General features: G+C 68.5%; 13 protein-coding genes. 7 read left to right on the forward strand and 6 right to left on the reverse strand.

Annotated features, from left to right (window positions below; genetic code table 11):
• The first annotated feature begins 40 nt into the window (after positions 1–40).
• Together AAY78_RS03130 and AAY78_RS03135 are read left to right on the forward strand one after the other, a co-directional pair.
• Positions 41–322, forward strand: coding sequence for an ArsR/SmtB family transcription factor (locus tag AAY78_RS03130; RefSeq protein ID WP_171010931.1), 282 nt, complete (start codon positions 41–43; stop codon positions 320–322).
• Positions 319–720 (forward strand): VOC family protein, encoded by a 402-nt coding sequence (locus AAY78_RS03135; RefSeq protein WP_046746909.1) that lies wholly within the window; start codon positions 319–321, stop codon positions 718–720. The genes AAY78_RS03130 and AAY78_RS03135 overlap by 4 nt, the downstream gene beginning before the upstream one ends.
• On the opposite strand, the gene AAY78_RS03140 is transcribed toward AAY78_RS03135, so the two are convergent.
• From AAY78_RS03140 to AAY78_RS03160, 5 genes are read right to left on the reverse strand one after another with little or no spacing between them, the layout of a single operon-like run.
• A complete protein-coding gene (locus AAY78_RS03140; RefSeq protein ID WP_046746910.1) occupies positions 717–1475 on the reverse strand; it encodes an SDR family NAD(P)-dependent oxidoreductase in 759 nt (252 codons plus the stop codon). The genes AAY78_RS03135 and AAY78_RS03140 overlap by 4 nt on opposite strands.
• A gap of 50 nt (positions 1476–1525) precedes the next feature.
• Positions 1526–2773: an ATP-NAD kinase family protein gene (locus AAY78_RS03145; RefSeq protein WP_046746911.1), complete on the reverse strand. Its 1248-nt coding sequence runs from the start codon at positions 2771–2773 to the stop codon at positions 1526–1528.
• Between the two features lie 5 nt (positions 2774–2778).
• Positions 2779–4365, reverse strand: a complete 1587-nt coding sequence (gene gcvPB / locus AAY78_RS03150) for an aminomethyl-transferring glycine dehydrogenase subunit GcvPB (protein ID WP_046746912.1) — start codon at positions 4363–4365, stop codon at positions 2779–2781.
• The gene (gene gcvPA, locus AAY78_RS03155; RefSeq protein WP_046746913.1) at positions 4362–5741 is read right to left on the reverse strand and encodes an aminomethyl-transferring glycine dehydrogenase subunit GcvPA; all 1380 of its coding nucleotides are present in this window, start codon (positions 5739–5741) and stop codon (positions 4362–4364) included. Before gcvPA ends, gcvPB begins: the two co-directional genes overlap by 4 nt.
• The gene (locus AAY78_RS03160; protein WP_046746914.1) at positions 5738–7837 is read right to left on the reverse strand and encodes a beta-galactosidase; all 2100 of its coding nucleotides are present in this window, start codon (positions 7835–7837) and stop codon (positions 5738–5740) included. Before AAY78_RS03160 ends, gcvPA begins: the two co-directional genes overlap by 4 nt.
• A gap of 149 nt (positions 7838–7986) precedes the next feature.
• On the opposite strand from AAY78_RS03160, the gene AAY78_RS03165 reads away from it, so the two are divergent.
• From AAY78_RS03165 to AAY78_RS03185, 5 genes are all read left to right on the forward strand, one after another.
• On the forward strand, positions 7987–8643 hold the full coding sequence (locus AAY78_RS03165) for a GntR family transcriptional regulator (RefSeq protein WP_046746915.1): 657 nt from the start codon (positions 7987–7989) through the stop codon (positions 8641–8643).
• Between the two features lie 133 nt (positions 8644–8776).
• A complete protein-coding gene (locus tag AAY78_RS03170; RefSeq protein ID WP_046746916.1) occupies positions 8777–9370 on the forward strand; it encodes a sulfite oxidase-like oxidoreductase in 594 nt (197 codons plus the stop codon).
• Positions 9367–10092, forward strand: coding sequence for a ferredoxin reductase (locus AAY78_RS03175; protein WP_082108553.1), 726 nt, complete (start codon positions 9367–9369; stop codon positions 10090–10092). The genes AAY78_RS03170 and AAY78_RS03175 overlap by 4 nt, the downstream gene beginning before the upstream one ends.
• Entirely contained in the window at positions 10092–10364 is a 273-nt protein-coding gene (locus AAY78_RS03180) for a DUF6510 family protein (RefSeq protein WP_046746918.1), read from the forward strand. The genes AAY78_RS03175 and AAY78_RS03180 overlap by 1 nt, the downstream gene beginning before the upstream one ends.
• A 23-nt stretch (positions 10365–10387) precedes the next feature.
• A complete protein-coding gene (locus AAY78_RS03185; RefSeq protein ID WP_156172605.1) occupies positions 10388–10813 on the forward strand; it encodes a hypothetical protein in 426 nt (141 codons plus the stop codon).
• On the opposite strand, the gene AAY78_RS03190 is transcribed toward AAY78_RS03185, so the two are convergent.
• Entirely contained in the window at positions 10782–11957 is a 1176-nt protein-coding gene (locus AAY78_RS03190; protein ID WP_197077666.1) for an ATP-binding protein, read from the reverse strand. The genes AAY78_RS03185 and AAY78_RS03190 overlap by 32 nt on opposite strands.
• Positions 11958–12067: the final 110 nt, after the last annotated feature.

Below are 12067 nucleotides of genomic sequence, written 5' to 3' on the forward strand. Positions count from 1 at the left end.
AGGCTTGATATGCAAGCATCCACTTGCCTATCGTGATCCCATGGCCGATCTGTTCCACGCGCTCGACGACGAGACGAGGCGACTCATCCTCGATGAGCTGTCGCGGCGGGACGGACAGACGCTCTTCGAGATCTGCTCGACGTTGACGATGCAGCACGGTGTGACGCTGACCCGGCAGGCGGTCTCCCAGCACCTCGCGGTACTCGAATCCGCCGGACTGATCTCCACGGAACGACAAGGCCGTTCCAAGTTCCACTTCTTCCATCCGGAACCCATCGCCCGCATCGCCGAGCGGTGGCCGACCACACGGAGCACCCCATGAGAATCGAACTGACCAGCATCTTCGTCGACGACCAGCGCAAGGCCCTCTCCTTCTACACCGACGTGCTCGGCTTCACGAAGCACCATGACATCCCCCTCGGCGATGCCGCCTGGCTCACGGTGACCTCGCCCGAAGCGCCCGGCGGACCCGAGCTCCTGCTCGAGCCTTCGGAGCACCCCGCGGTCAAGCCCTACCGCGACGCGCTCGTCGAAGACGGCATCCCACTCGCGCAGTTCGCCGTCGACGACCTCGCCGCCGAACACGCACGCCTGACCGGGCTCGGCGTCGTGTTCACCCAGCCGCCGACCGACATCGGTGCCGCCTGGGTCGCGGTTCTCGACGACACGTGCGGCAACCTGATCCAGCTGATCCAGATGAAGGCCGACGGACAGGGCTAGGCGATCCCGCCGCCGTCCACGACGAGGGCCGAGCCGGTGACGTACGAGGAGTCGTCGCTCGCCAGCCAGACCACCGCCTGTGCGACCTCGCTCGGCTCGCCCATGCGGCGCAGCGGGCGATCGGCGGCTTCGGCGAGGAACGCGTTGGTGTCCTGCGCCAGCTGACGCGCTTCCTCCCGCAGCATCCCGGTGTTCACATCGCCGGGGTTGACCGAGTTCACGCGGATGCCGGCGGGACCGTGGTCGATCGCGAGCGCGCGCGTCATGTTCACGACCGCGCCCTTCGAGGCGCAGTAGGAGATGGCCTGGCCACCGCCCTTGAGGCCCCAGCCCGACCCGGTGTTGATGATCGAGCCTCCACCCGCAGCCTCCATGACCGGAACGATGTGCTTGCACATCAGGAAGATCGAGCGCACGTTCACGCCGAACACGCGGTCCCACTCCTCGACGGTCGTCTCGACGGCGGTGGTGCGACGGATGATCCCGGCGTTGTTGAAGACGACGTTCACTCCGCCGAGTTCGGCCACCGACGTGGCGATCACCCGTTCGATGTCGGACTCGCTCGCCACATCCGCCGCGATCGCGATGGCCATGCCACCGGCCGCACGGATCTCCTCCGCGACGGCTTCGGCCGCCTCCGTGTTCAGGTCGACGACGGCGACCGCCGCGCCCTCGGCAGCGAGTGCGAGTGACGTGGCGCGACCGATGCCGCCGGCACCGCCGGTGACGATGGCCTTTTTGTTCTCGAGACGCATGGGGTGTCCTTTCGGGTACGTGCAGACGGGTCTGTCGGGGTCGGGATGTGTCAGGTGAGGGAGAGTTCGGGTGCGGTCACGGCATAGAGACTCGTGGTGCCGACGCCGGTGATGATGCGGACATGCCCGGCGAGTCTCGCATCGAGTTCCGGGTCGCCGGTGTCGACGAGGAGCGGCCGACCCTGTAGGTCGATGAGCTTCTGCTCGGGGGCGACGACGAGGAGCGGGTCGTCGCCGAGCGCACGAAGAACGGGTGCCGAGAGCTGTTGGTTGCCGCGCCCGAGCAGGAACCCCTGCCCGCCGATCACGGTGACGACGGCCCGCGCCGGGCCCTCGGCGATCTGGGCGAGCAGCTCCTGCTCACTCGCGCCGTGGACGAGGACGGCACCGTCGAGAACGACGTCGACGCCGAGTGGCGATCCTTCGACGCCGAGCTGCCGAGCGAGCTCCGCGGTCGTGCCGCCGGGGCCGAGCAGATAGCGCACGCCCGGTCGCATGCGGGAGACAGCCCCGCGGGCCGCAGCTTCGACCGCAGCCGCCTCGGTGACCGGCGTCGGCGCCTTGCGTGCCTGAGTGCGGCCCGCACGATGCGGCACCCGGAGCATTCCGTACAGCGTGGGGTCGACGCGGGCGCGCCGCATCGCGGCCTCGTCGATGTCGAGCACCTCACGCTCCTCGGTCGGGAGTCCGTCGTGCTCGATCCAGTCCGCGGCGATCGATCCCGCGGCCCGCGGACTGACCGCGAACACGGGCGAGTACATCTTCACGCCTGCCGGAACTCCGAGCACGGCCGGCAGACCGTGCGCCTGTCGGCAGCTTTCGGCGTCGAGCGCGGATCCGTCGTCGCACCTTCCGCCATCGGGCTTTTCACCCGACGGATGCGCCGCGGCGCCGAGCCCCGAGACCGCGTCGCGCAGGGTGCCGTCGCCACCCACGACGAGGAGCAGATCGACCCCCGCCGCGGCCAACGCTGCGACCGCACGCGAGGTATCCGCCGCCTCCGTCACCTCGGTCACACCCGCCTCGGTCACGCCCGCATCGCTCGAGCCCGCCCCGACGACGCACGGCACGAGACCTGCGACGCGCACCGCATCGGCGCCCATGGCTCCGGGCACCGTCGCGACCACGAGTCCCGGATGCCGTTCGGCGAGCGTCGTCAGGGCGAGGACCGCCCGTTCCTGCACGCGCGAACGGGCGCCGCGCGCGATGGCGAGGCGCTGCACGTCCGCACCGTCGGAGCCGGCGAGCCCCGCGGGCCCTCCGACTCCGGCGACAGGGTTGACGACGAGTCCGAGCATCGCGGTCAGTCCGCCCGTGCGGCCAGCTCCACCGCGTACTTCCGCTGGTATGCGCGCCAGGTGATCGCCCACCGCTCCGGGTCGTCCAGATCGTCATGGTGCGTGTGGTGCACGGTCTGGTTGTGCGGGGCGGTGCGCACCACCTCGGGGGTCTCCCGCGCCTCACGTGCCACCTCGGCGAGGGTCGCCGCATACTCGTCGAGCTCCGCCATGGAGTATGACTCGGTCGGCTCGAGCGTGAACGGCTGCGGCACCACGTAGGGGTGGTGACTCGTCCAGTAGTGCATCCCGAAGTCGGACATGCGCACGCCGATCTCCTCCGACGAGATGCCGGTCTCCTGGTACAGCTCCTCCCACGAGTAGCGCACCTGCTCGATGCGGCGGCGACCCGTGGCATACGGCGCGGATGCTCCGGGGATCGCGAGCACACGAGCCATCAGGTAGTTGTTGTTCAGCACGGCGGTCTCCGCGGCGGCGAGCAGCCCCGGAGCCCCCAGTGCCATGATCCAGGAGTAGGCCTTCACGAGCGCGGGGATGACGCCGAAGAACGGGCCGACCGCGCCGATCGACAGCTCTCCCGCCTCGACCACCCCGAAGGTCCCGTCATCGTCGCGCACCACGCGCGGTCCCGGCAGGAATGGGGCGAGCGCCGCGCTCACGGCGTTCGCGCCAGATCCCGGTCCACCGCTGCCGTGCGGGGTGCCAAAGGTCTTGTGCAGGTTGAAGTGGCACACGTCGAAGCCGGCGTCGCGGGCGCGCGTGACACCGAGGATGCCGTTCGCGTTGGCCTGGTCGTACGAGGCGAGGGCTCCGACCGCGTGCGCGGCGTCGACCCACTCCCGGATCGCCGGATTGTAGATGCCGGTGTCCTCCGGGTTCGTGACCATGATCGCCGCGGTGCGGGGCGACAACGCGGCCTTGAGCGCGTCGAGCGACGGATAGCCCTCGGCGTCGGGGTAGACCGTGATGACCTCATAGCCTGCCGCCTTCGCCGCGGCCGCGTTCGAGGGGTGGCTGAAGATCGTGGTGATGACCTCGCGACGCTGCTCGCCTTCGCCGTTCGCCTCATGGAAGGCACGGATCATGGCGATGTTCGACCAGATCGCCGCCGAGCCGCCCTGCGTGTGCAGCGACACCTCGTCCATGCCGGAGATCTCGGCGAGCACCCGTTCCAACTGCCAGACGATCTCGAGCACGCCCTGCGCATCGGCCGGATCCTGGTGCGGATGCATCGCGGTGAGCTGCGGGGTGTTCGCGAGCTGGTCGTTGATCTTCGGGGCGTACTTCATGGTGCAGGTGCCCTGGCCGATGTCGACGTTGAAGTCGGCACCGAGGTTCTCCTGCGACAGACGCAGGTAGTGCTTGAGCACCCGCATCTGCCCCATCTCGGGCAGCGCGGGACGAGACGGGCGACGCAGGGAGTCCGGCAGCGCGGCGACCACATCGCCCACCACCTCGCGCACGCCCGGCTCGACCTGCGACACCAGCACGCCGCGTTCACCGGGTGTGGTCAGCTCGAAGATGATCGGCTCGTCCCAGCGGGCCTGCTGGAATCGGCGGAGCGCCGGCTTGGGCGCGACGGGGAGGCTCACTTCTGCTCCTCTGCGAGTTCGGGGGCGACGACTGCGGCAAGCGCGCCGGCCAGGACGTCGATGTCGGATTGGGAGACCAGTTCGGTGACGCAGACGAGCAGGCGGTGCTCGCCCACGACCACGCCGGGTTCGATGCCCCGGGCGCGGAGCGCCGTGACGACCTCCGCCGCTGGCACCGGAAGGGTCACCGTGAATTCGCGCAGATGCACGGCGTCGTCATCGAGAGAGACACCGGGAACAGCGGCGAGTGCCTGCTGCGCGTACCGGGTGCGGGCGAGCAGCACCTCGCCGAGCTCCGCCATGCCGGTGGGACCCATCAGTGCGAGGTAGACACCGGCGGCGATGCCCCACAGGGCCGCGGCCGTGCCGACCCATTCCTTCCCCTCCTCGCGGTGTGCGAACGAGGTGCGCTCGTAGGCCACGTCGCCGAAGCCGTACTCGCCGGGCACGTCGGTGGTGGCGAGCCCGAACAGGCGCGAGGGCATCTCCATCACGAACGCGGGGTCGTCGTGCACAGCGATGAAGCCACCGTGAGCGCCGCCGAACCACTGATGCAGGCCGAGGGACTGGATGTCTCCGGTGACGATGTCGGCACCGGAGACCGAGGGCGGGGTGAGCACCCCGTAGCCGATGGGATCGGTGCCGACCACGAGCACGGCTCCGGCAGCGTGCGCGGCGTCCGCGATCTCCTGCAGCGCCGCCTCCACTGCGCCGGTGGCACTGGGCGTCTCGACCCACACGGCGGCGACATCGTCGCCGAGTGCGGTCCTGATCCCCTCCACGTCCGCCGTGCCGTTCACGGGCGGCACGTGCTCGAGCGTCAGATGGGCCCGCACGTAGTCGTGCACCTTCGCGAGCTTCGCCGGCAGCACGTCGCTGACCACCAGCACGCGCCCGCGACCGGTGAGACGCCCCGACATCGTGAGGCCCGTCGCCGTCGCCTGGTAACCGTCGTAGACCGGCACGTTCACGACGTCCATCTCCAACAGCTCCGCCATCAGCGACTGGTACTGGAACAGGGCCTGGAAGCGGCCGTGGTCCTCGTAGGGTTCGCCGGCGTAGGCGGTCAGGAACTCGCTGCGGCCGATGACCTCATCCACCACGGCGGGCACGTAGTGGTTGTAGGTGCCCGCGCCGAGGAAGCTCAGTCGTTCCTCGGTCGAGCGGTTCTTGGCGAGCAGTCCGCGCACGTGTCGGGCGAGGTCCTGCTCGGCCGCGAACGGTGCCGGCAGGTCGAGCGCCCGGCCGAGTCGCAGAGACTCCGGCACATCGGCGTAGAACTCGTCGACCGACGCGGCGCCGACGGCCGCGAGCATCGCCGCCCTCGACTCGGGGGCGGAGTTGGGGATGTACGGATGCACGAATGGAGTGGTCATGCGTCCTCCTTCACGTCATCAGCGCCCGAAGGCGGGGTCAGGGTGGCAAGAGAGAGGGTGTCGGCACGGGGAGCGGCGAGCACCGCCACGCCGAAGCGTTCGAGCTCCAGACGGCCCGCATGACGCACGCCGGTGAGCAGGTCAACGCCCGGCGACGGGATCTCGAACGCGACGGGCGAGCGCCCGTGATTCAGGTAGAACGTGTAGTCGGTGGCGTCGTCTGCTCGGGTGACCACCTCGACGTCGACGTCCGTCCGCTCGCGAGCGGGAAGGCCCGCGGTGCGCAGGACGTCGCGGAACACCGTGAGCAGACCGTCCGGTTCGAACATCGCACTGACGTACCAGGCCGACCCTTCCCCCGCCGCGCGACGGGTCACCGCCGGCAGGCCGTCGAGCTCACCACTCGCATACGTGGCACGCACCTCGACGTCGTCATCCGCTTCGAGCCATTCGCTCCAGGAAGGCACCGTCAGGACCTCGCCCGCGAAGTCGATGCTCTCGGTCAGCCCGTCGGCGATCGGCCACTGCTCGTCGACCTCGATGCCGAGCAGGTCGCGCAGCAGTCCTGGCGCTCCGCCGTCGTGCACCTTCTCGGTGGCATCCACCACTCCCGAGAACGGCCCGACCACGAGGTGCCCTCCGCGTTCGACGAACGCCTGCAGCGCGTCGGCCTGCGGCTGCTCCACGATGTAGAGGTTCGGCACCACGACCACGTCGTAGCGGTCGAACGGCCCCGTCGCACGCACCGCATCCACCGGCTGGCCGAGCGTGTACAGCGCCCGGTGCCAGGCGCGGGCCTGCTGTGCCCACTGTAACCGCTGCGAGGGCAGCGATTCCGCAGCGCCGGTGCCCCACCACGAGTCCCAGTCCACGACGAGGGCGACGCTCGAGCGCACGCGGGTACCGCGCACCGGCTCGAGCTTCTTGAGCTCATTGCCCAGCGCCTTGGTCTCCTGGAAGCTGCGCGAACGCTCGCCTCTGTGGCCGAGCATCGAGGAGTGGAACTTCTCCTGGCCGTACTTCGCCTGGCGCCACTGGAAGAACATCACGGCGTCGGAGCCGTGCGCGACCGCCTGCAGGCTCTCGATGCGGATCTTGCCCGGCGCCTTGGGCACGTTCACGTCGCGCCAGCTGGTCGCACTGGCCGAGGACTCCAGCAGCAGCCACGGCTGCCCGCCCTTGAGCGAACGCATGAGGCCGTAGTTGAGCGCGGCGCCGACGTGCGAGGTCGGGTCGGCCGGCTCGGGGTAGGCGTCATCGGTCACGACGTCTTCGACGGCGGCGAAGTCCCAATAGTTCAGGTCGCGGAACATGCTCATGAAGTTCGTGGTCACCGCGATGTCGGGCGTGACCTCGCGCAGCACGTCGATCTCCACCTGGAACAGCTCCAGCAACGCATCCGACGAGAAGCGCTCGAAGTCGAGCAGCTTGGTGGGGTTGACCGGGCCCGGAGCCTTCTTCGGCGTCTCGATGTGCTCCCACGAGGTGTAGCGCTGGCCCCACACGTTCACGCCCCAGGCCTCGTTCAGGCCGTCGAGGTCGCCGTAGCGGTGCTGCAGCCAGCGGCGGAAGTGCCGGGCCGACTCGGGGCACCAGCAGCGCGAGGTGTGATCGCCGTACTCGTTCGAGATGTGCCACATCGCAAGGCCCGGGTGCTCGCCGTAGCGCTCGGCCATGGCTCTGGCCATGCGGGCGACGTTCTCGCGCCAGATCGGGGATGAGGGACAGTACGTCTGGCGGGATCCGAACTCGAGCCGGTGGCCGTCCGCGTCCCACGGCGCCATCTCGGGGTGCGCGCGCAGCAGCCACGACGGCGGGGTCGCGGTGGCGGTGGCGAGGTCGATCGCGATGCCCGCTTCCCACAGCAGGTCGATGATGCGGTCGAGCCAGGCCCAGTCGAAGATGCCGGGCTCCGGCTCCAGCTGCGGCCAGCTGAAGATCGGCAGGCTCACCATGTTCACGCCGGCTTCACGCATCAGACGGATGTCTTCGTGCCAGGTCGCTTCCGACCACTGGTCGGGGTTGTAGTCGCCGCCGTAGGCGAGGGCGTCGAGGCGGACGCGTCGCGTGGGCGGGTCGCCACCGGGTGCGGGCACGAAGTCTCCTCTCTGAGTCATCACCGGCTGATCCCGGCCGGGCACTGGTGCAAATCCGGGATCGGCTGTATTCTGTATACACACACTAAGACGTCGTCAGAGGCCCGTCAACCCATAGGCTGACGGGCAGGCGGCAGAAGAGGGGATGCATGGCGATCGAACGCAAGAACCTGCGCTCGCAGGTTCGGCAGGAGCTGCTGACCCGCATGCGCGCCGGACTCGTGCAGCCCGGCGAGGGCATCAACGAGGTGCAGCTCGCCACCGAACTCGGCGTCAGTCGCACCCCGCTCCGCGAGGCGCTCATCGCCCTCGAATCCGAAGGACAGATCGAGAGCGAGAACGGCAAGGGCTTCCGCTTCGTCCCGCTCAGCGCCTCGGAATTCCGCGACCTCGCCCCTGTGATGGCGGCCCTCGAGAGCCTCGCACTCGAGCTGAGTCCGCCCGACGAGCTGCGTCGCATCGGCGCGCAGCTCAAGGAGATGGCCGACGCCTTCGCCGACGAGCTCGTCGAGCATCAGCTCGTCATCACCAAGGACGACGAGTGGCACAGCATGATGCTGTCGGCCTGCCCCAACGCCCGCCTGCTCGCCGTCATCGACAACGTGCGCAGCTCGTTCCACCGCTACGAGTCGCTCCTCGTGCCCGAAGACGTCAAGGTCGAACGCGTCGCTGCCGAGCACGCCGAGATCGCCCGGCACCTCGCCGACGGCGACGTCCCCGGCGCCGTCGAAGCGCTCAAGCTCAACTGGATGCACGGCATGCAGCGCATCCTCGACAACGCCACGAGCTCTTACTTCACGGCGTAGTCCTGCTCCACCCGCACGTCCTTCTGTTCCCGTCCGGACGCGACTCTTCCTCGCCCTGGGCACCCTCCGCGGAGTACCGTCTGAACCAGTACGCCTGACGCGCAGGGTCGCATCCACCGACAGGAGCAAGATCATGGCCGTGATTTCCCGAGGTTTCGGCGCTCGACGCAGGGAGAGCACCCCGGAACTCCCGCCAGGGCAGTACCTCACCGAGGACTTCCCCGTGCTCTCCGCAGGGCCGACACCGAACATCCACATGTCGGAGTGGAGCTTCGGCATCCGCAACGAGGTCGGCGAGGTCGTCTCCTGGACGTGGGATCAAATGCACGAGCTGCCCATCGAAGACGTGCACACCGATATCCACTGCGTGACGCGATGGTCGAAGCTCGGCACCTCCTGGCGCGGGGTCTCCCTGGACACGCTCTTCGGGGGGATCGACACCGCCGCCTCCTTCGCCATGGCGCATTCCTACGGCGGGTACACCACGAACATCCCCCTCGACGATCTGCTGGGCGGGCAGTCGTGGATCGCAGTCGAGTTCGAGGGTGAGCCGCTCGCCCCGGAGCACGGCGGCCCCGCCCGCCTGATCGTGCCGCACCTCTACTTCTGGAAGAGCGCGAAGTGGCTCAGGGCACTCACCCTGATGGAGGAGGACGCCCCGGGCTTCTGGGAGCAGAACGGCTACAACATGCACGGCGATCCGTGGACGGAGGAGCGCTATTGGTGACGGTGGGCGGCTGGCGTGAGGCGCGGGTGACGGGCGCGCACGCGGAGACGGATTCGGCCCGCACGATCCGCCTCAGCGTGCCGGGCTGGCCGGGGAGTGATCCGGGACAGCACGTCGATATCCGGCTCACCGCCGAAGACGGCTACCAAGCGGTCCGCTCCTACTCGCTCGCCTCCTTCGGCGACAGCGAGATGATCGAACTCGCGGTCGACGAGATCCCCGACGGGGAGGTCTCCCCGTACCTGGTGCGGGACGTCCGCGTCGGCGATCAGCTCGAGGTGAAGGGCCCACTGGGGAGATACTTCGTGTGGCGTCCGGAGACTCCCGGTCCCGTGCAGCTCATCGCCGGGGGATCCGGCATCGTGCCGCTGATGTCGATGGTGCGGGCAGCTCAGGCCGCAGGGGCGACCGACGCGGTGAGGTTGCTCTACTCGGTGCGGGCTCCGCACGAGGCCCTCTACCGCAGTGAACTCGAGGCAGCACCCGCAGGGGCCGCCGCGGATGTGCGATGGGCGTTCACCCGTTCTGCTCCTGACGGATGGGCGGGCGCTGTCGGGCGCGTCACCGAAGAGGTGCTCCGAGATGCCACCTGGCCACCGGAACGCGCTCCCCTGGTCTTCGTGTGCGGGCCCACCGGGTTCGTCGAACATGTGGCCGACCTGCTGGTCGGCCTCGGGCATGCGCCGGAACATGTGCGCACCGAACGATTCGGAGGAAAGTGATGGATGCTGCCGCCCCCGCACAGACCGTCGACGGAAACGCGATCGCCGGCATGCTCTGGGACCTGTTCGGCGCGGACGTCACCGCACTGGTCGGCACCTGCGGCGGTTGCGGCGCGCTCGCTGCCCTCGCCGAGACCGTGGTCGAGCTCGATCGCCACGCCGCCATCGTGCGGTGCCGCACCTGCACCCGCACACTCTTCACCGTGCTGCAGTCGCCCGACGGCACGTCGATGCGCGTCGGACTGCTGCACGCGGTCCACTCCTCCGGTTAGCACCCCGGGGCACCGCGCTCCCGATGACAGGAACGGCGCACCCGACTTCTTCACCGGTGAGCCTCGGCGAGGTCGCTGCGCACCTGACCGATGTCGAGACCTTCCGCCAGGCGGTCGAGAGCTGCGTCGCCGTGCACCTCATCACCTTCAACGGCGAGTTCGGCGAGACGCTCACGAACGGCGCGGAACTGGTGGCTGCAGCGGAAGCGGCGGGAGTGCAGCGAGTGAGCGTCCTCAGCGGATGGGATGAGAGCACGGTCGAGCCGGCCCTGCGCGAGAGCGACCTCGACTGGGCGCTGCTCGCCCCCGTGGAGTTCATGTCGAACGCGCGGGAGTGGGCCCTCGAGATCGTGTCCGAACGCCGCGTCCGCACGCTGGTGGACTGGCCGTGTTCGCCGATGGAAGGGCGGACGATGATCACGCCGCCCACAACGAATCCATCGGTATAGCCGCGATCCGGTCACCGACCGCGACCGATGAGCGGCCTGAATGCAGGACATAGCCCGCGACGAATCTGTCGCCGAGACGGTCCCGGAGGACGCTGAGGCCGGAGGCATCCTTCGCGCGGACAGTCGCCGTCGCCTTGACTTCGATTCCGACGACCCTTCCGTCCGGAGTCTCGAGCACCGCATCGACCTCCACCCCACGGCTGTCCCGAAAATGGTAGAGGGACGCACGCTGACGGGCCCATGTCAACTGGCGCCGAAGCTCACCGATGACGAAGCACTCCAGCATCGGCCCGGAAAGGGGCGCACCAGGTCCTAGTCCATCGGGGGCGATACCTAGGACGCTAGCGGCTAGCCCGGAGTCCACCGGGAACACCTTGGGCTGTTTCACCTCACGGGATGTGAGGTTCACGGACCACGCGGGAAGGGTGTGCGTAAGGTAGAGCGTCTCGAGCAGCACAATGTACGGGTCGAGTGTTCTCCGCGGAATACCAGCATCGGCGGCGAGGGATGACCAGACCATAGTGCTCCCCATCCGTCCGGCGATGAGACGCAGGAGACTGGGGAGATCGGCGATCCGCTGCAGCCCCGAGATGTCGGGCGCATCACGTCTCACGATCTGGGAGACATACGCCTCATACCAGTTCTCCCGTCGACGACTCGATCGACGTTGCAGTGCCTCCGGATATCCGCCATCGACAGCGCGAGCGATGTAGTCGGCACGATTGAGCGCACTCGAATGCGACGCCAGCGAACGGGGGGCGAATGCGGCATCGATGAAGGATCCGGAACCGGATGAGAGTTCGCGCTGGCTCAGCGGGTACAGTTCGATTCGCTCCGCCCTCCCCGCCAACGACTCGTGAGTCGATGAGAGCTCGAGGAGGTTCGCCGAACCGGTGACCAGAAAGCGCCCTGGCCGCTTGTCTCTGTCTACGGATGCTTTCAACGCCACGACGAGTTCCGGCGCGCGTTGCAGCTCATCGATCAACAACGTCGCATTCGGGGCTTGCTCGACGAAACCAACCGGGTCCGCACGCGCGAAGCCGAGTGATGCGGGATCGTCCAACGTGACAGAGACAACAGGGCTGCCAGTAAGCACTTGCCCTGCGAGCGTGGACTTACCGACTTGACGCGCCCCCTGGATCACGACGATTCTGGTGTCCCTCAAGGCCTCTTGGATCCTCGGAAAGACAAGGCGAGGGATGAGCGGTGTTGGCTCCCTCTGCTCATGATAGACGCGAGTTCGCCAATCCGCCG

The sequence above is a fragment of the Microbacterium sp. Ag1 genome, from assembly GCF_001005635.1.
Taxonomy (GTDB): Bacteria; Actinomycetota; Actinomycetes; order Actinomycetales; family Microbacteriaceae; genus Microbacterium; species Microbacterium oxydans.